Consider the following 18,274-nt stretch of genomic DNA (forward strand, 5'->3'; position numbering starts at 1 on the left):
AGCTCAGACCCCGCTCAGACGAAGCGGATCTGCGCGGCACGCGGGTGCCACACCAGCTCGGACACGTCGATGCCACCCGGCACCTTCGACGCCTTCACCGCGCCGTGCCACAGCAAGGCAGCCGGGACACGGGTCTGGCCGGGCGCGAACGGGGCCTCGGCGATCACGAAGCCGCGCAGGATCTGGCGGCCGCAGTGCGCCTCCGGGTCGTACGGGCCGTAGAGGCCGGACTCCGCGACGCGGCCGACCGGCACGCCGGACAGGACACGGCCGTACGGGTCGCAGCCGTCGCCGCACACGTAGTGCGTGCCCTCGCAGAACAGGGGCAGGTCGAGGGTGATGGTGTCGACAGAGTCGGTGCCGTGCAGGGAAGCCAGCCACTCACGGTTCGCGGTGGTGTACTCGGACTTCGAGACGGGCTGGATGGTCATGTGCGTGTCTCCATGGACGCTGCGGTGACTTCCGCACACCGCCCACGGAGGCGGTGACGTCCACGAAGTTGCGGGGCGTGGTCCCCTGAATCTCGGCCCGGAACTACCGGGCGGCTGTGTCGCTGAACTCGGGTATCAGGCCCCGGCGCTTGGCCATCTCCAGCCCGGCGGAGCCGGGCTTGGACACCGGCGTCGTACGGGTCGGCCCGCGGCCGGCTGGGGCGCCCGCGGGGGCAGCCGGCACCGGTGTGCGGACCTCCCCGAACAGCTCGGGGCGGCGGGTTCGCAGGGCCTCGGCGGCCGACTGGATCTGTGCTTCGTCGGCGTCCTCGTCGTCCACGGCCAACAGACGCTCGGCGTCGACCAGGTCATCGCCCTCCGCGCCGAGCGCCACCAGCGCGGCCCGGCGAAGCGCGGCTCGCTCCCGTTCGGCGGCCAGCTCCTCCCGACGCGCAGCCTGCAACTCCCGCTCAGCCGCAGCCTGTTCACGACGCTCGACCTCCGACAGCGCAGCCTGCTCGGCCTCCCGCTGCGTGGTCACGAACTCTGTCAGCGCCTTCGGGTTGTCGAACCCGAGCTGCACCAACAGCCGCTTCACGGCCGCTCGTTCCCCCTGAGCCTTCTCCCGGGTGAGCATCTTGCCAAGCCGATCCTGAGTGACGGTGACCTGCTGTTCCTGGCCACCGTCGTCCGGGGCGTCATCGAGCTGGTCGTTCGTCTCGTCCTCCGAGGAGGCACCGAGGATGGGGTAGATCGGCCGCCCGTCACGGCGGTGGCCGACAGGACGGCGAGGCGGCAGGGGCCGGACCATGCATCTCCTCCAGAGCGCGCCCCCGCGCTGCCAATCAGTGTAGCCACCTGCACCGACAGCATCTTCGTCATACAGCGGGCCCCGTCAGAACCACGCCAGACTTTGATCAAGAGGCCCGCCCAGCAACGAAGTTCGGCTACCCTGCCGATGTGACCGAGAGCACGGACCGCCCCCTAGACCCTGACTGGGTGGCCGCCGTCGCGGGTCTACAGAGGTCGGGGTCGTGGGACTTCACGGACAAGACCATCATTCTCGACACATCACGTGGCTTTCTGGACGGTCACCACCGCCTCTCGGCCATTGTGGTGGATCTTGATGCTGATGAGATGCGGTCAAGGTTCCTACAGGTCGTCGCTCTCCCCACCGGGTTAGGCAAAACCGAGGCGCTGCTGAACTTCGTCATGCGCTCCCTGCGTGGTTTCGGTGACGGTCGGAGAGCTAAACCCCACGCGGATGACGAAGCCTTCGCGCAGGAGCTCCGGGCCTCCGCCGAAGAGATGTGCGGTCAGCCCTCGATCACGACCCCGCTGGGCGGAGCGGGACTCGCGTCGGGCGGCCCGCACGATGATCCTCCGGCAGAGCAGGACGAGCCCGCCGCTGAGGCATGGGCCGAGCTGGTGCGCTTGGCGCGCGCAGAACTCGTCAAGGCCACCCACCGCGACATCTTCGAATCCGCGGATCGCCATCCCTGCCCGGCGTCACCGTGCGGCGTGATCCGCCTCGCAGCCTCCGTCATTCCGCGCGCACCCGGTGGACGTCCCGCTTCTGCGCAGAACGTCCAGTCCATCCAAGGCCCCATGGCAGCCTGACCTCCCCGGGTCGGCTACGGCGGCCGACACCTTCATGAGGTCCCCTGTGCTACCTCCCGGCCCGACCATTCCCCTATCCGCCCCCTGGTGGCTCTGGCTGCTGGCGGCGGTGATCATCGTGCCCCCGATCATCGCCTGGTGGCAGCGCCCGATCCGCGTGGCGGCCAGCCTCTCAGCGGCGGCTGGCCGCACGGCAAAGGGCAAAGCTCACCGGTGGCTCCGCACGTGGCTGCAACGGATCATGCAGGACCCCCCGGACCAGCAGTAGCCCGTCACCGGGACGGCGCGGTCCGCGTCGTCCCGGTGACCGCACCCCCTTGTCCGACCGCCCTCGCAGGATGGCGACCGGACAAGGAGGCACCACCCCATGACCCTTAACCCGTACACCGCCGTCGGGCTCATCCCGGAGATCACCGAGATCCAGGACCGCGACGACATCGCCACCAACCTGGACCACCTGTACTCGCTCACCCGTACCGCCGTCGCCCTCGGCGGCCTAGACCACCCCGTCCGCCTCGTCGCTCTGCCCGAAGGCGCGCTCCAGGGGTTCACCGACGAGATCCACGACCTCGACCACGCCACCTACGCCCGCACCTGCGCCATCACCCTCCCCGGCGCGGAGAGCGAAGAACTCGGCCGCTGGGCGCGCGAGTTCGGCGTGCACATCATGGGGCAGGCCAAGGCCCTCCATCCGGCCTTCCCCGACCGGTACTTCAACGTCGGCTTCGTCATCGACCCGACCGGCGAGATCGTCCTGCGGCACTACAAGCTCGCCCCGCTCCCGCCGATGGAACACAGCCTCAGCCCGCACGACGTCCTCGACCAGTGGACCGAGCTGTACGGCGACAGCCCCGACGCGTACTGGCCCGTCGCGGACACCGCCATCGGCCGCCTCGGCGTCATGATGGCCAACGAGGCCAGCTACCCGGAGAACGCCCGCGGCCTCGCCCTCAGCGGATGCGAGATCGCATACCGCACCAGCTACCCGCTCCCCGGCGTCGCCTCCGACGCCTTCGACATCCAGAACCGCGCCCGCGCCCTCGACAACCTCATGTACGTCCTCGCCCCCAACCCGGCCTCCTACACCGGCGCCGACGGACAACGCGTCGACTTCTTCGGGGGCCGCTCCACCATCACCGACCACACCGGCCACACCGTCGGCCACCTCGACCACGGCGGCGTGCCCACCTTCGTCACCGCCACCATCGACCTGCCCGCCCTGCGCCGACAGCGCACCACCGCCGCGTGGACGAACTGGCCCAAGGACCTGCGCACCGAGCTGTTCCGCACCCTCTACGACCAGCCCATCTACCCGGCCAACCTCTACGCCGACCGACCGCCGTACGACCACGCCGAGTACCGCGAGCACGTCACCGAACCCCAGATCGAGCTGATGCGCGCTCGCGGCGTCTGGCGCTGACGCCGTCCACGCGCCCCGGCGTCCGCGTCACCGGCCCGAGCCCACCGGCTCCCGCTCGCTCTCGCTCCTCACCGTCTTCCGCTCCTCGCCCGCGTCCGGACCGGCGTCGTCCTCCTCGTCCTCCTCGCGCCCACGCCGCGCAGCCGCCTCCGCCATCCGCACTTCGGCCTCCTGCTGCGCCTTCGCTCGAATGCGCTCCACCTCCTGCGAGGCGTCCTTGATCGGGTATCCGGCCTCCAGCAGCATCGTCACCGCCGTCTCCAGCGACAGCACCCCGGCCCCGTACGCCTTGACGACCTCTTCCAGTACCGCCCCGCGGTCGGTCGGCGTGTGCGGCGCCCACGCCAGCCGCGCCGGCAGCGTCTCTCCGGCCGTCCAGCCCTCCGCCCGCCCGGCCTGGTACAACCGCTGCACCATCTTGAACAGCAACCGGTACTTGTGCTCACGGGCCAGCCGCATCATGCCGATCAGCCCGTCCAGCGGCCCGAGCGCCAGCTTCAACGCGTACCCCGACGGCACCTCCGTGGCGTCCAGCGTCCCCAGCCCGGCTGCCGTCACCCGCGAGTTCGCCGCGATCCGCTCCAGCAGGTGATCTACCCGCGCCCGCAGCTCGGCCAACTGCGGCGACGTGTCCAGGGCATCCATGCGCCCCGTCTCCCCGAGCTGCCACACCGCCCCGGCCCTCACCTGAAGCTCCTGCGGCTTGCCCGTCGCCCGGTCCACCGGCAGCCGCGCACCCGCGAGTCCGATGATCGGCGTGCCCGTCGTCGCGGACGCCGCCGAGCTGTCCGAGTCCGTTGCCGCCAGCTCGTCGAGCGCCTGCAGAACTCGCGCGAGCACGGACCGGCCCCAGTGCTCCCCGCCGTCCGGGATGGTGTTCGCGATGTGCACCACCGGTACGAAGTCGATCAGCAGGTCGAGCCGGTTCAGCTCCGTGCCGTCCGCGCCGATCCGGAAGCTCGCCTTGCTCATGGGCAGCCGGTCCAAGGGCTCGCCGTTCAGGTCCTCCAGCAGCCACTCCGCGTCCGTGAGGTAGCACGTCGTATTCGACGCCCGGCCCGGCTCCCACGGATACGTCCGGGCCCCCGTAGCCGGGCTCTCCTCGGCCTCGTCACCGCCCTCCGAGATGGGGCCCAGCTCGTAGGTCACCCGACGCACCCGGGCCTTCAGGCCCGCGTCGTCGTCCGCCGGCAGGTCCCACGCCAGATGCACTCGTGTCGGGAAGTCGTCGTCCGCGTCGTCGTCCCACTGCGGGAAGAAGAACCCCGGGTCGTACACCCTCAGCGTCGGCCGCCGCTTCTCCGGGTTCCACGCCAGCACCATCACGCTGTCGCCGAGGAGGACCGCTGCCCGCTCCGCCTGCTGGACCCGGAACGTCAGCAGCTCCTTGTCCGCCCACTCCCTCAGCCGCTTCTGCACCGCGGCGGCCTCCGCCGCACCGGGGGTCGGCGTGTCCTCGTCGGCGTGCTCCGCACCCTCGACCGCGACCTTCTGCTCCGAACCGAGCAGGTAGCCGAGCGCGGTGTCCACCAGGTTCGCCGCGTCGCCCAGCTCCCGACGCTCCAGCGCGCTCTCATCACCGCCGAGCGCCGTAAGCTGCCCGGCCTGGTTGGAGTCGTACGACGCGAGCACCTTGTACGCGGCCAGCCGCCGCATCTCGTGCGGCGGCACCCACGTCTTGGCCAGCTCAGGGAAGGCCCGGCTACCGGGGCGGCCCGCCTCGGCCATCACGGGCTTGTAGTTCAGCCACGACCACGCATCGATCACGAGTTGGCGCAGGCCCACAGGTCCCTCCAGGACGTCGGCCCCGCGCCCAGATCGTTACCCTATCGGCCTCTCATACGGGCACGGCCCGCCTGCTGATGCCCGACAATTCCGCCATGCCGTCCTGGACCAGCAGCATCCTCCTCGCCGCCGCGACCACTCTCTTCATCGGTCTCGTCGTCAACCCGCGCCTTGAGGCCCGCAAGCCACGCATCGAGGCGAAGAACAACCAGAAGCGTCTCGCGTGGGAGGCCCGCGCCGAGTTCAGCAAACGCGTACTGACCATCCTCTCCGCGTGCGGACGGCTGCGAGAGACCCCCGTACCACCGGCCCTGAGCGAAGCGCGTCCTGAACTCGCAGCAAGGCTGGACGCAGAACGGCAGAGGTGGCTCGACCAGTTGGACGAGGCCACTCAGTACCTCATCGACAACATGGAGCTGTTCGCCCTCGGCTACGCGACAGACCGCCTCCGCACGATCGTCGGCCAGTTCGTAGTCCACGCACGTGCGGTGGTCCTCTCGGATCGCACCGTCGCGAAGAAGGCCGAACGGCTCGCAGCCCTTGCCAGCCCGATTCAGAACCTCTTCTTCATCTCCCGACGGCACGTCACCACGATCGGGCGGAGCTTCGAGCAGTTCGAACGGGCGGTAGCGGCCCTCGACGAAGACCTCCCTGACGAGCCCTCCACAGCTCCGGTTCCGGCGCCCACCACCCCGCAGACGACCTCCTGACCTCTACCGCCGTCCACTAAGACGCTGGTCGTTTCCACCACGCGGTGGCGGCATCGTCGGGTCGAGGAACAGGTCCCACAGCGCCCACACCATGCTGTCCAGCAGGTCTGGGGAGTCCTCCGTCTCGCCCTGGCCAACGAACGTCGTCATCTGCTCCTCCAACTCCGCGAACACCCGAGCCGGACCGACGTGCGACACCCGGGCCTGCTCGTACAACTGGGCAGCCGGAGCCGCCCGCGCCCGCTTCCCCCGCGTTGCGTGAACAATTCGCCAGTTCACCGTCGGGTCCACCTGCTCCAGCAGCGCGGGCAGGTAGTCACCGCCGTTGTTCGCCTCGATGACCACGCAGTCCGCGCGGTGCTCGTGGTACAGCTGCGCGGCCCGCTTCATCGCCTGCGTCGGCGTGTGCCGGTCCTGCTCGGCGTGCAGCAGATACCCGCGCGGCCGGTCGTCCCCGAACATCGACTCCACGGGGAAGCCGCGCCCGGCCACGGTGAAGGCCGTCATGTCGGCGTTCTCGTGGCTCTTGGTCGCCGGGTCCACGGCCACCACGACCCGCTGGAGGTCGGGCAGGTGCTCGGGCCGGGGCCGGAAGCCCTCGACCTCCAGCATCCAGCCCTTCCACAGCGCGCCCTCCACGTCCTCGAGTAGCTCCCCGGACAGCTCTTGACGGCCCAGCCGGGTGCCGGCGTACTCCTCTTCCAGCTCCTCACGGGCCGCCGCCGACAGGTTCGCGTCGTTCTCCCGCATGTGCCCGCGGGTCAGCACCACCCGAGGCGGCGTGCCTCCCTCCCGGTGCTTCGTCTCCTGCGCACGGCCGCGCTCGACCAACCGCTTGACGTGAGGGAGCGGCTTCGGCGTCGTGGAGATCACGACCTGCGGAGCGTCCGCCTCGCGCAGGCAGAACCAGATCATGTCGTAGACCGCCTGCGCCACGATCCGGTTCCAGGCCGCGTACTCGTCCAGCCACGCCTTGTCGAACGCCCACCCACGCAGGTTGTCCGGCGTCTCCGCACCGAACCCCCTGATGACGGTCCCGTTGGTCAGCCACAGCGTCGTCTCGCCCAGGCCGGACTTGTACTTGACGATCTCCTCCGGCGGGAACACCGACAACAGCCCCGACTTCGGGGACTCGAAGCAGATGTCGCGCACCAGCGTGGCGTTCTTCGCCACCACCGCGATCTGCTGACTCGGCGTCTGCGCCCACTCCCGTACCGCCTCCGCCGCCGTCCGCGACTTACCCCAGCCACGGCCGGTGAGCAGCATCCACACCGTCCACAGCCACAACGGCCGCCGCTGCGCCGCACGGGCATGGTGATGCAGCCACCCCGGATGGGGCAGCCCGTCGCAGTCCGGCACCTCACACGCCCAACGGCGTGCCGACACCTCATCGGCCCGCACCAGCGCGGCGACTTCGGCCCGAAGCTGCTCCTCGCTCATCACCGACGGGTCCGCGAACCCCTCGACCAAGCCGCGCTTGGCCCGGCCCCGGCTCACGAACCGCCCTCCGACAGCCGCCGCTCCAGCTCACGGCGCAACTGCTCCATCCGGGCCCGGCGATCCTCGTCCGACAGCCCGGCCACGTCCACGCCCTGGTCCCGGTCCTCGGCTGGTCCGGTCACCGGTGCCTCGCCCACCGCGCGCCGCTCGATCTCGGTGGCGACCTGGATGTACCGCAGCAGATCCGACGGTGACAGCTCCCGCGGGTCGAGCGTCTGCAACCGAGCGACGGCCTTGCTCTGTGCGGCCTGGGCCAACTTCGCGTGCCGGCGGGAGATTTCGCGCCGAGCCTGCGCCTGCTCCGCGAGGAATTCCCGGTCCTGCTCCCGGTCGTACGCGGTCGCCCGCATTACCCATGCGAACTGCCGCGACCACCGGCCCACCAGCGCGCGGGATTTATCCAACTCCCGTGCCACCTTCGTGACACTGCGCGTCGTGCCGAGATCGCGGTACACGGCGAACGCCTCGAACGCCTGGGGCGACTCCCCGCTCTGTCGTTCCCAGGACTCCACGGTGCCCTCTGCCACCGCTCACCTCCTGGCCGACAGGCCCTTAGTTGCTCTGGGCGGCCAGGACTTCCAGCGCCCGCCACGGCTCGTCGGCGGGCACGGTGCCGTCCTGCACCATCCGGTCGATCGCCGCCCGTACGACGGCCGCCGTCTCCACCGGCAGACCCCGCACCCCGAACACCGACTCCAGCGGCGCCGTCCCCGCCCTCGTCGGCTCCCCGGTCTCCGCGTCAAACCAGCCCTCGGCCAGCTCACCCAGGTGCCGCTCGAACACGGCGAGGATCACGCCGAGCGCCGTCGCACTGTTGCCGATCTTGTACGCGGCCCGGGACGTCTCCAGCGCATCGAGCACCGGCTCGTACTGCTCCAGCCCGGCCACCCACCGCTCATCCGCCGTCGCCGTGGAGCGGGCCGCGTCGAACGCGGCCTCGGCCCGCTTCAGTTCGGCGGGCAGGAACATGAACTGCACCGACGCGAAGTCCAGGTTCGCCTCGCCCATAGAGGCGACGTCCACTTTCTCCAGCAGGTCAAGCGTCTTGTCGTCCAGGCCCGTGTACTGCCGCCACTCCACGTTCTCCAGCTCGTCGTACAGCTCCTTGAGGATCGCCGGGTCGTCCTGACCTGCAATCGCGTTGTGCGAGAGCTGGAGCGCGATCTGCCGCTGCCGGGGCAGCGGCTCGTCTATCTGCATCCACCAGATCGACGTCAGGCCGGCTTCGATGGCGGCGAGCGTGCGGTGGTTGCCGGACAGCACAATGAGCCGTCCGCTCTCCACGTCGTTCCACACCAGAGGCGTCGAGGTAAGGCACCCGTCCGCCTTGATGTTGGCGACCAGCTGGCGGAACTGCTCGTGCGGCATGAAGCGCGCGTTGATGTCGAGCAGCGTCAGCGTGCGCGGGTCGCCCTGCACCGTCTGCGGCGGGGCAAGCTGCGTGGTCTCCTGCATGGTCAGGCTCCATCCTTCGTCGTCGGAGCGCCCCACCGCTTCGCCCACATCTCAAGGGCCTCGGCCAGCGTGTGCTGGCCCATCGCCCCCTGGTACTGGAGCTGGAACTTCCAGCCGTCCTCGTTCGACGGGCTCCGCTTGTTCAGGCGCAGTAGCCCGCGGTACTTCATCGACACCGGGTTGTTGCTGAACGCGGTCGTCGCCACCCGCCGGATGCGCCGCGAGAACGCCCGCTGGCACAGCAACTGCGTCTCGGCGCTCATCGCCGCGAGCACGATCAGCTTCGACAACCGCGGGTAGTCGGTCGGCGCGACGGCGAAGTCCGAGAGCACGTACGCCTCGTCCGGGGTGAACGTGCTCGGGGCCATCGCGAAGACGCCCAGCAGCCGCCCGCCGCCGTCGCGCACCGCGACCGCCAGGTTCGCCGCGCCCGGCGCGATCTTGGGGTTGAGGTACCGGGAGCGCAGCGCGTTGAACTGGCCGGGCTTGAGCAGCGAGAGCGAGAGCGGGCCGACCAGTTCTTCGCCTTCGCGCAGGCGCGGGATCTTCACCGGGTCGATCGGCTGGCGCGGGGCGACGATCCGCGTCCGGGCCTCGCTGGCGTACACGTAGAAGGGAGCGGCGCGCGGCGTCGCCTTGATCACGCCGCGCAGGTACGGCTGGAGCTCGGGCACGCTGTGGTTGGAGGCCGTCAGCCAGTACGGCCGGTCCGTGATCGCGCCGAGCACGCTGACCACGTCGTCGTCGGACAGCGGCTCGTACTGGGGTGCGTCCCAGGTGAAGTGGGCTTCCAGCGGCTCGTACAGCTTCTCGTAGCCTCCGCCGTAGAAGGGAGGGAAGGAGCACACCGGGGCGTCGCCAGGGACCTTCTGGAGCCAGGAGCGCACGTCCTCCACCTCGTACGAGGCCAGTTCGACGTCCGAACCGGACAGCCGCTCCACGGTCTCCGCGTGCTTGGCCTTCCACTGCTCCCGGTAGGAGCGCACCACCCGCTCGTGCCACAGCCCTTCGCGCCCGACGCTGGCGAGGAACCGCGTGCCGAGCATGAGCGTGGCCACGGTGCCGACACCGTCGTCCAAGGAGTCCGCGAGCCAGCCGAGTTCGTCCTCGCTCTCTTCGCGGAGCTGGATGCCGACGGGCTGCCGGGTGAGCCAGCGGCCGACCGCGCTGGTGTAGATGGACACGTCGGAGGAGTGGAGGCCGAAGCCCATGCCGGCCAGGGACCGTTCGATGGTGAAGTTCCCGCAGCACGGGACGTACACGGGGCCGCTCGGCCACAGGCTCGCCGTCTCGCGCACGATCGAGCGCATGGGGCCCGGGATGGTGCCCTGGAACATCTTCGCCTCCCAACGAACGACAGCGCCCGGCCTCGGCGGGGTGCCGGGCCGGGCGCTGCGCTGGAACCTACATCAGGAGCACGCAGCCCCTTGGAATCATGTCACCTATCTGAGGAGAGTGGTTCCGACGCTCACATCAAGGTTCCCTGCTGGTAGTGGTCGTCCTCCATCGGGGACAGCTCCCGCACGTCGTCCCCGGTGCGGTCCTTCCACCACGCCGCGAACACCCTGCGGTGGCACCACAGGCCCGGCTTGGCCAGGTCCTCGAAGCAGAGCAGCACCAGGCGGTGGTCGCCCTCGGCGTCCGCGATCTGCTGGAGCCTCGCCGCGATCCGCTCGGGGCCGAGCTGGTCGAGGTCACTGCGGAACGCCGCCGTGAACTCGGACTCGGGCGCGTGGAGGTAGTCGCGACGCGGCGCGAGCTCCCGCACCGAGTGGGTGAGGGAGTAGGGGAGCTTGAACCGGACGCCGCCCAGGGTGATGCGCACCGGCACCCCTTGCGGGGGCCGGAACTCCTGGAACCGGTTGGTGAACAGGGTGAGCACTCTTGCTTCCTTCCTTACTGCTGATCACCCCGGCCGTGATGGCGTGATGCTGGCGGCCGGGGGCTTGCCGGCCCCGCCCGTGTCCGGGAGCGGGGAGCCGGAGGGCGCCGGGCCCACAGAGGAAGTCCCCGTGGACCCGGGCCGGTCTGTTTACTCGTCCGTGTAGACGTAGCGGGTTCGGGCCGCCAACTGGACGATGAGGTCGAACTCCACCGGGCCCTGTTCACAGTTGGCCGTGAACCGGATGACCCGGTTGGTCTCGTTGGCGTACGAGGAGGCCGTGGTCTCCTCGACGTCCTCGATCACTTCCGACGCAGGGCCGGGTACGAGTTCCCGCGCTTCCGCCATGAGGGAGGAGAGGTGGTCCGTGATCTGCCGGATCGCCGGGTGGGCCGAGTGAGACTTCCAGTCCACGCACTCCGGCCTGACCTGAGAAAGGTCCACAGATACCGTTCCCTTTTCCGCCATTTCCAGATCCCCAATCCCGGAGGGAACTTCCCTTTTCCGTACTTATATCTTATGGCAATTGCAATTCCATGAACATGGAATACGGAAAGGGGTTCACATGAAAGCGGGCGCAGCCGGAGCTTCCAGCTACGCCCACCCCGTCCTCTGGGAAGGGGAGGAGGGGCGCGGGCTCCGCCGCGCCCCTCCTCTGCCCTACTTCGCCGCCGCGTCGACCTTCTTGGCGGGCGCCCGGCGGGCGGCGGGCTTGGCGGGCGTTGCCGTCTTCGCCGCAGGCTTCGCGGCGGGCTTGGCGGCCTCGGGCTTGGCCGCTGCCTTCTTCGCCGTCGGCTGCGACTTGGGCGCGGGCTTCGCGACCGGCTTCTCAGCCCCGGCCGCCGCCTCGGTCTTCTTCGCCGCCGCCTCCTGCTGGACCTCAACGGCCGCCTTGGCGAAGGCTTCCGCCTTGGCCCGCTGAATGCCCTGAGCCTTGCTCAGCAGGTTCTTCGTCAGCTGGACCTTGGCGTACAGCCGGGTGACAACCCGCAGGTTGCGGGCGAGGTCGTCGCCGAGAATGACGGCCAGGTCCTCCGGCTTCATGCCGGCCAGCTCCTCCAGCAGCGGGATCAGGTCTTCCTCAACCTTGCTGAGCCGGTCGTTGGCCTTGGACTTGGCCTTCTTCTGCTTCTCCGCCTCCTCAGCCGTCGGGGCCTTCTCGTTGGTGAGGGAGGTCTGGCTCTCCATCATCTTGAGACCGTTGGCGAAGTGCTGCGCGTCCGCCTCGCTGTCGAAGTCACCGCGCACGTAGCGCATGGCCGCAACCATCTGGTTCGCCGGGTTGAGCTGCGCTATGTGCCAGGCCAGGTTGGACTTGATGGCCCCCTGGTCCACCATCTCGGAAACCTCGGGACGCAGGGTCAGGAGGCCGAGCCTCCAGGTGATGTGCGTCTCGGTCTTGCCGAACTGCTTGGCGATCTTCTTCGGCTCCCATCCGGCCGCCTTGAGGTCGGCGTACGCACCGGCCTCCTCCATGATCGTCATGTCCGCGCGGTTGACGTTCTCCGCGATGCTGAGGATGTACGCCTTCTCCTCGGAAGCTCCCTCAACCAGCTTGGCGGGGATGACCTCCAGGCCAGCCTCCTGGCAGGCCCTCCAGCGCCGCTCCCCTGCGATCAGCATGTACGGGGCCTTACCGCCCTCGACCGGCCGCACGACGACCGGCTGAAGAAGTCCGTTCTCCGTGATGCTGCCGGTCAGCTCCATGTGCGCCTCTTCCGAGAAGAACTTGCGCGGCTGCTCCGGGTTGGGAGCGATCTCGCTGACCTTGAGGTTGATGAACTCAATCTTGCTGGTGTTGGTGATCTCGGTCATTTTCCCGCGCCCTTCGTGAATTCCGTTAAGGTGTTTCCCTTTGTTCTTACACTTATATCTTAATGGCGAATACCGCCAAAGCAAGTTCAGAACTCTTTTAATTCAAGGGAATTCATAAAGGGAATTACCGCTTTCCGCTTTCCATTCCGCGCGAATACGAGAGAGCCCGCCGCGACCAATTCGGTCACGACGGGCTGACTCCCGTCACGCACCCCGACGGCCGCACCGGGCGGCCGACTCCTCGTCGGGCGGGGCGCGGGGGGGTCGGCCACCCGACGAGGAGTAGGGAAGGGCGCCGCTCGCGCGACGCCGCCGGTCGGGCTCCTGCGGCTGCTGTACCCGCCCGGCACGACAGAACGTACAACAGCTCATCAAGAATGTCACCTATCTCGATGGGTGAGGGCCCCACGCCGCCCTCGGTGGCCCGCTAGGGCTCACCCCCGCCGTCACCGGTGCCTCGTTTCCCCTTCCGCATGAGCGCCATCACCTCGACCGCCCGGCGAGCATCCGCCCGTACCGCCTCACTCTGTGCGCCTCTCAGTACCCGCGGGGCCTCCTTCGCAATCTCGGCGATCCGGCGTTCGTCCAACTCGGACATGCTTGCGGTTCCTCCCGTGCACGGCGTGCGCGCCGCTCCGCCCGCCCTGATGCGACTCCTCGGGACACCCGCCGACAGCGGGCGCACGGGAGCGCAACCGGTGCCCGCTCACCGGTCATCGCTCCGCCGAGAAACTGTGCGACAAACCCTATAACCCTTGCCACCTGCGATGTAGTGTGACTTTCGCGGTTGTTACCGGTCGGTCACACCCGCCGGGAGCATACGACACAGCCAGAGATGACGGAGATGGCAGACACCCACGAAACCGGGCGGGCACTGAGCCTTCCAGCGAAACTCCTCGCCCTATTGAGGCTGCGCCGGGACGGCGACGGCTTCACGCCCAGTGCGCGGGACGTCTCCAAGGCCACCCGCAACGGGCCCGGCCCCACCCTGTCTCACAGCCAGGCGAACAGCCTGCTCAACGGGTCGAGCGGGAACCCCACTGCCAGCACTCTCCGCTCGGTGGCCAGCGCCTTGGGCGCTCCCACCGCCTTCCTCCTGCCGGGGGCCGAGTGGGACGACCTGACAGCTCTCACCGTGTTCGCGGCGAGACCGGAAGCACGTGAACTCCTGCGTTTAATGCATGGTCTTGAAGTGCAGGACATTCTTGATATCAGTTCGAGGCTCCGGGAGATCCGTCGTCAGAAGGGACTGTCCGAGGACGTCCCGACGATCCCCACACCTCCACCCGGCGTCGACCAGCCCCGCGAGGGGCGTCCACGCCGCCGGAGCCTGCACGAGGCCGCTGAGCGGGCAGCGGACTACCTGGAAGGACGCTGACGTGGACGGCCCGATCTTCGGCCTGTGCTCGGTGCTCACCCTGCTGAGCACAGCCATAGCCCTCTATCGAGCCGTCACGCAGCGCAGACGGAACGACGTCTTCCGCGTCTCGCGCAGAGCCCATGTCATCGCGCTGGCCAGCAGCTTCCTGGGCTCTGTGCTCGCGGTCCCCGCCGTCGCGGAGATCGTTGACCAGGCGACGATGACCGAACTGTCCTCGCTCATCTCGGACATCGCGGCCGTGGTCTTCTGCGCCAGCCTCCAGGTGATGATCCTCGACTGGGAGTACCGGGAGCTGCCGCACGATGTCAGCATCGCCTGCCGCATCGGCTTCGTCGTCGTGGTGTCCGGCCTGCTGATCTGGCAGTTCCGCCGTACCAACCCGGCCCGGCTCGACCTGGACCTGTCCACCTCGTACGCCCAGTTCGACGACGTCCGCACCTACCTGCTGACCTACCTCGGCTTCTTCGCGGCAGCCGGGGCCGAGGTGGCGATGCGCGCCATCAATCTCGCCAGAGCCGTCTGGCAGCAGGGCCGAACGGCTGGTGCCGGCCTGGCCGTGGCGGCGGCCGGAGCGACCTTCGGCGTCCTGTACGCGCTGAGCCGGGGAGGCTACGTCATCGCGTACGAGAACGGCCACGCATGGCCTCTGACGCTTGACAACGTAATCAGCCCCGCGCTGGCGGGGCTTTGCATCGTGGGCATCGCGGCCGGGCTATCGATGGCCGTTCTCAGCAACGGCCGCCGACCCGCAACGTTCCGGCGCAGTGTCAACGTCTAGGCGGAGCGCGGCTCCTGCTTGGCGACTCCCCACTGCCGCCAGGTGAAAGCGACCCGGTCCGCGTCCACGGTGCGCGAGCCCCTGGACGCGGCCGGGTACACGGCGACCTGCTCCAGGAGCAGGACGACCAGTCCCTTCTTCGCCTTCAACGGAGCGTGCTTCCACCAGCGAACGAGATCCGGGACGGAGCCCACGGGGACGTGCTTGACCTGCCTCAGGTGCCGAGCCTTTGTGGACTTCTCCCGGATCAGCTTGCTCAACTCCCTGTCGGCCGACTTGAAGGCTGCGAGCGACATACCCGACCCCGCGGCGTAGTCCGCACCCAGCTTCTTCTGCCGCCTGCGCGCCGACTCGACCTCCCGGTCCAGACCCTTCGCCTGGGAGAGCAGTTCATCCCGCGCGGCGCCGATCAGCTCCGCGACCTCCGGCTTGGCCAGCTCGCCCAGGATCTGCTCCGCCACGTACGTCTCGTACAGGTCGGCGTTGATGCGGACCTTGCCGCAGCCGTCTGGGTGCTGCTTGGTGGGCGGAGGGCAGCGGTGCCCCCGAGCCCCGGCGTTCGACGGCGACGCGCCCAGCGTGGTCCCACATAGGCCGCACACGCTGACGGGCCCGGACAACAGATACTCCCGCTGGTCGGCTCGCTCCTTGTCCGATCTCATGGCGCGGATCTCCAGGAACTCGCCGACCTCGATGATCCGGGGGCCTCCGCTGTCAACGAGTTCGCCGTCCTCGGTCTCCCTCAACCCGGCGATGGCCGGGTGGTAGAGCACACCGGCCAACACATCCGGCTTGAAGAGGTTACCCAGCGTGGTGACGTAGCCCGCTTCGGCCATCCACTCCGTGATCGCCTCGAACGGCTGGCTCGCGCGACGACGCGAGGCGGCGGCCCTGATTCCTTCGGCCTCCGCCTCGCGTACGCGCTGGTACGCCATGTCCTCAAAACCGTAGAGCCTTGGCATTCTCCGACCCCTCTACCCGACCCCCGACATGTACTAATTTACCAGCGAGATAGGTCACACTGTTGATAGACCAACGAACACCTCAGAATCGTGCATTTCTCGTGATCATGGACTCACCTCCGACCGGGGCTCGACACCCAGCACCCTCCAGAGCTCGGCAGTCGGAACGCGGACGGTGCCACCAAGGGACAACGTCCTGACAGGGAACGTGCCCCGTCGTACCAGTTCGTACGCCTTGTCCCGGCCAATGCCCAACGCGCGACCGGCGGTTGTGACGTTCACCGTTGCTGGTTGAGCTAGCAGCTCCTCCAGCGCCATCGGGCCGGTCGGTCCGCCCACTTCCTGAGCAGTCATCTCGTTGGTCGCCTGTCTCCCCCGCGCCAACTCAGAAACTGACCTTACAGCAGTGTCCGACAGCCCCAGCAAGATCGAAAGAGATCACGCCAGACACGTACGGATACGTACGACACCAGGGCTGGCCGTGAACCAATCGACAGCGAGCAGCAGGGGTCGGGATGAGCGAGCCGAGCTACTACCGGCGGTGCCAGTGCAGGGGGCCGCTCAAGGACAAGGAGGGCAAGCCAGTCCTCGACGCCGACGGCAACCCCAAGATCGGCTCCATCGGCACAACGTGCCCCAAGCTGGGCAAGAACCACGGCACCTGGAACTTCTACTTTGAGCTCGAAGCCGCAGAAGGCGGCACCCGCCAGCGCGTACGCCGCGGCGGCTTCGCTTTGCTGGAGGACGCCAAGAAGAAGGCGAAGGAGATCTACACCGCCGCCATGGCCGGCACCGACGTGCTGTCCGACGAGAAGTGCGGCGACTTCTTCCTCCGGTGGATCAAGGCGAAGAGGTCCCTCGCCCGCACCACCCGCAAGGGCTATGAGGAGCACATCGATCTGTACCTCCTCCCGCACCTCGGGCACATCAAGCGCAGCAAACTCAGGGTTCGGCACCTGGACAAGCTGTTCGAGGCCATAGAGAAGGACAACGCTGAGCGCATCCTTCACCGCCTCCGCGTCGATGAGCTCCAGAAGGCCCGGGACGCCGCACACCGGACCTGGGTGAAGGCAGCCGGTAAGACAGAGGAGCGGCGGGTTGCCCGCCGTGCCTTCCTCGACGCCAACGCTGCCCTTCGCGAGGGGAAGAAGGGGCTGCGGAAGGTCACCTCCGCCGCCACCATGCATCGGATCAACGACACCATCAGCTCGGCGCTCTCCTGGGGGATCAGGCGCGAGCAGGCGTTCGCCAAGAACTGGGCCCACTTCGTGGAGCTGCCGCCGGTCACCCGGCCGAAGCCTCTCGTCTGGACGCCCGAGCGCATCGAGCACTGGAAGCGCACGGGCGAGAAGCCCGGCCCGGTCATGGTCTGGACGCCTCAGCTCACCGGCGAATTCCTCGACTTCGTCATGGACGACTGGCTCTACGAGCTGTGGCACAGCTTCATCTTCCTCGGCCCCCGGCGCGGGGAGATGGCCGCTCTGCCGTGGACGGAGGTGAGCACTGACGCCCTCTGGCTGCGGATCTCCCAGCAGATCGTGGAGGTCGCCTACAAGCTGTACGGCGAAGCTCCGAAGGCCGATAGTGTGCGCACCCTGTCCCTGAGCCTGGAATCCGGCGACAACCTCGTCAACGTCCGGGCCAAGCAGGACCGGATGCGGCAGGAGTGGGGGGACGCCTACGTCGAGAGCGGCCGGGTGTGGACGCACGAGAACGGCGAGGCGCTGCACCCCGACTGGATATCGCGACGCTTCGCCCGCCTGGTCGAGCTGTCCGGCCTGCCGCCGGTCCGCCTGCACGACCTGCGTCACCTCGCCGCCACGCTCGCACTGCTCGCGGGCCACGACATCAAGGTGGTCCAGGAGAAGCTGGGCCACTCCTCGCGCCAGATCACCTCCGACACCTACACCAGCGTGCTGCCCGAGATGATGCGAGCCGAGGCCGAGTCGGTCATGGCCGTCGTCCCCCGAGACATCCCCTTCGAGGAGCGCACCGCGCTGACGATCCCCGAATCGGCCTGGCAGAACGGTGTCGCGGTCTTCTTCGCCCATGGCGCACGGCAGTCAGGTGACACCTGGGCGGTTGGCGCACAGCCGCAGCCCGATTCAGATGTTCTCGGCGTGATCAGCCTCGCCGGCCGGGGCCAGGACGACGCTGCCAACGCGGCCGTGAGGTGGATACGGGACCACTCCACCGCGAACGAGCTGGAGCTGGTCCGGGTGGAGAACTTCAACGACCAGTATCCGGAGGAGCAGCGGGCGGACTTCTCTCTCGTGCGCTTCACCGTGGCCCGAACCGAGTCCCCGGATGCGGCGGGATGGACGCTGCCCACGGGCCTGCCCCCAGCGGCCACCCGAACAACCGCACGCCGGACTCCGAACAGGCGACAGAAGGCGGCGTGAGGGCGCTGCTGTCCACTGATCTGTCCCCGCGTCCACTGTGTGTCCACTGGATCTTGATCTGAACGAATGAACGGGGGCCACCACTCTGAAGTGGTGGCCCCCGTTCTCGCGTTTCCGCAGGTAGAAACGGTTC

At 68.6% G+C, this 18,274-nt stretch carries 17 protein-coding genes; 6 read left to right on the top strand and 11 right to left on the bottom strand.

What is annotated here, in order from left to right; genetic code table 11:
- Positions 1-14: 14 nt before the first annotated feature.
- On the bottom strand, positions 15-431 hold the full coding sequence (locus ACFW9Z_RS01655; protein WP_073741649.1) for a K structural protein: 417 nt from the start codon (positions 429-431) through the stop codon (positions 15-17).
- A gap of 103 nt (positions 432-534) precedes the next feature.
- Complete coding sequence (locus ACFW9Z_RS01660; protein ID WP_384632665.1) at positions 535-1,242, bottom strand: hypothetical protein; 708 nt, start codon at positions 1,240-1,242, stop codon at positions 535-537.
- A 188-nt stretch (positions 1,243-1,430) separates the two neighbouring features.
- On the opposite strand from ACFW9Z_RS01660, the gene ACFW9Z_RS01665 reads away from it, so the two are divergent.
- Complete coding sequence (locus ACFW9Z_RS01665; protein ID WP_384632668.1) at positions 1,431-2,051, top strand: hypothetical protein; 621 nt, start codon at positions 1,431-1,433, stop codon at positions 2,049-2,051.
- A gap of 367 nt (positions 2,052-2,418) precedes the next feature.
- Positions 2,419-3,471, top strand: a complete 1,053-nt coding sequence (locus tag ACFW9Z_RS01670; RefSeq protein ID WP_384632670.1) for a nitrilase-related carbon-nitrogen hydrolase — start codon at positions 2,419-2,421, stop codon at positions 3,469-3,471.
- Positions 3,472-3,498: 27 nt separating this feature from the next.
- Here ACFW9Z_RS01670 and ACFW9Z_RS01675 read toward each other — a convergent pair whose 3' ends face one another.
- Entirely contained in the window at positions 3,499-5,256 is a 1,758-nt protein-coding gene (locus tag ACFW9Z_RS01675) for a hypothetical protein (protein WP_384632673.1), read from the bottom strand.
- Between the two features lie 95 nt (positions 5,257-5,351).
- On the opposite strand from ACFW9Z_RS01675, the gene ACFW9Z_RS01680 reads away from it, so the two are divergent.
- Complete coding sequence (locus ACFW9Z_RS01680) at positions 5,352-5,966, top strand: hypothetical protein (RefSeq protein ID WP_384632676.1); 615 nt, start codon at positions 5,352-5,354, stop codon at positions 5,964-5,966.
- Positions 5,967-5,969: 3 nt separating this feature from the next.
- Here ACFW9Z_RS01680 and ACFW9Z_RS01685 read toward each other — a convergent pair whose 3' ends face one another.
- The 7 genes from ACFW9Z_RS01685 to ACFW9Z_RS01715 all read right to left on the bottom strand — a co-directional run bounded on the left by ACFW9Z_RS01685 (position 5,970) and on the right by ACFW9Z_RS01715 (position 12,618).
- On the bottom strand, positions 5,970-7,463 hold the full coding sequence (locus ACFW9Z_RS01685; protein ID WP_384632679.1) for a terminase large subunit domain-containing protein: 1,494 nt from the start codon (positions 7,461-7,463) through the stop codon (positions 5,970-5,972).
- Entirely contained in the window at positions 7,460-7,993 is a 534-nt protein-coding gene (locus ACFW9Z_RS01690) for a hypothetical protein (RefSeq protein ID WP_384632682.1), read from the bottom strand. The genes ACFW9Z_RS01685 and ACFW9Z_RS01690 overlap by 4 nt, the downstream gene beginning before the upstream one ends.
- Positions 7,994-8,018: 25 nt before the next feature.
- Positions 8,019-8,921, bottom strand: a complete 903-nt coding sequence (locus ACFW9Z_RS01695; RefSeq protein ID WP_384632685.1) for a ParB/Srx family N-terminal domain-containing protein — start codon at positions 8,919-8,921, stop codon at positions 8,019-8,021.
- A 2-nt stretch (positions 8,922-8,923) separates the two neighbouring features.
- Complete coding sequence (locus ACFW9Z_RS01700; protein WP_384632688.1) at positions 8,924-10,258, bottom strand: hypothetical protein; 1,335 nt, start codon at positions 10,256-10,258, stop codon at positions 8,924-8,926.
- Between the two features lie 131 nt (positions 10,259-10,389).
- Entirely contained in the window at positions 10,390-10,803 is a 414-nt protein-coding gene (locus tag ACFW9Z_RS01705; protein WP_384632691.1) for a hypothetical protein, read from the bottom strand.
- A 150-nt stretch (positions 10,804-10,953) separates the two neighbouring features.
- Positions 10,954-11,217 carry a hypothetical protein gene (locus tag ACFW9Z_RS01710; protein WP_384632694.1) on the bottom strand — a complete coding sequence of 88 codons (264 nt, stop codon included), beginning with the start codon at positions 11,215-11,217 and terminating at the stop codon, positions 10,954-10,956.
- A 246-nt stretch (positions 11,218-11,463) separates the two neighbouring features.
- Positions 11,464-12,618, bottom strand: coding sequence for a ParB/RepB/Spo0J family partition protein (locus tag ACFW9Z_RS01715; protein ID WP_384632697.1), 1,155 nt, complete (start codon positions 12,616-12,618; stop codon positions 11,464-11,466).
- 835 nt (positions 12,619-13,453) lie between these two features.
- Between ACFW9Z_RS01715 and ACFW9Z_RS01720 the strand changes: the two genes are divergently transcribed.
- Positions 13,454-13,996 carry a hypothetical protein gene (locus tag ACFW9Z_RS01720; RefSeq protein ID WP_384632700.1) on the top strand — a complete coding sequence of 181 codons (543 nt, stop codon included), beginning with the start codon at positions 13,454-13,456 and terminating at the stop codon, positions 13,994-13,996.
- Position 13,997: 1 nt separating this feature from the next.
- Entirely contained in the window at positions 13,998-14,777 is a 780-nt protein-coding gene (locus tag ACFW9Z_RS01725; RefSeq protein WP_384632703.1) for a hypothetical protein, read from the top strand.
- On the opposite strand, the gene ACFW9Z_RS01730 is transcribed toward ACFW9Z_RS01725, so the two are convergent.
- Complete coding sequence (locus tag ACFW9Z_RS01730; RefSeq protein ID WP_384632706.1) at positions 14,774-15,712, bottom strand: zinc ribbon domain-containing protein; 939 nt, start codon at positions 15,710-15,712, stop codon at positions 14,774-14,776. The two genes, ACFW9Z_RS01725 and ACFW9Z_RS01730, sit on opposite strands and share 4 nt — an antisense overlap.
- Positions 15,713-16,254: 542 nt before the next feature.
- Between ACFW9Z_RS01730 and ACFW9Z_RS01735 the strand changes: the two genes are divergently transcribed.
- Positions 16,255-18,141 carry a tyrosine-type recombinase/integrase gene (locus ACFW9Z_RS01735; protein WP_384632709.1) on the top strand — a complete coding sequence of 629 codons (1,887 nt, stop codon included), beginning with the start codon at positions 16,255-16,257 and terminating at the stop codon, positions 18,139-18,141.
- The last annotated feature ends 133 nt before the right edge of the window (positions 18,142-18,274 follow it).

This window comes from Streptomyces sp. NPDC059452, from assembly GCF_042750035.1.
In the GTDB taxonomy this organism is placed as follows: Bacteria; Actinomycetota; Actinomycetes; order Streptomycetales; family Streptomycetaceae; genus Streptomyces.

Coding starts and splice junctions, on each gene's coding strand:
- ACFW9Z_RS01655 (WP_073741649.1), bottom strand. CDS start 431: ATGACCATCCAGCCCGTCTCGAAGTCCGAGTACACCACCGCGAACCGT.
- ACFW9Z_RS01660 (WP_384632665.1), bottom strand. CDS start 1,242: ATGGTCCGGCCCCTGCCGCCTCGCCGTCCTGTCGGCCACCGCCGTGAC.
- ACFW9Z_RS01670 (WP_384632670.1), top strand. CDS start 2,419: ATGACCCTTAACCCGTACACCGCCGTCGGGCTCATCCCGGAGATCACC.
- ACFW9Z_RS01680 (WP_384632676.1), top strand. CDS start 5,352: ATGCCGTCCTGGACCAGCAGCATCCTCCTCGCCGCCGCGACCACTCTC.
- ACFW9Z_RS01695 (WP_384632685.1), bottom strand. CDS start 8,921: ATGCAGGAGACCACGCAGCTTGCCCCGCCGCAGACGGTGCAGGGCGAC.
- ACFW9Z_RS01700 (WP_384632688.1), bottom strand. CDS start 10,258: ATGTTCCAGGGCACCATCCCGGGCCCCATGCGCTCGATCGTGCGCGAG.
- ACFW9Z_RS01715 (WP_384632697.1), bottom strand. CDS start 12,618: ATGACCGAGATCACCAACACCAGCAAGATTGAGTTCATCAACCTCAAG.
- ACFW9Z_RS01720 (WP_384632700.1), top strand. CDS start 13,454: ATGACGGAGATGGCAGACACCCACGAAACCGGGCGGGCACTGAGCCTT.
- ACFW9Z_RS01730 (WP_384632706.1), bottom strand. CDS start 15,712: ATGGCGTACCAGCGCGTACGCGAGGCGGAGGCCGAAGGAATCAGGGCC.
- ACFW9Z_RS01735 (WP_384632709.1), top strand. CDS start 16,255: ATGAGCGAGCCGAGCTACTACCGGCGGTGCCAGTGCAGGGGGCCGCTC.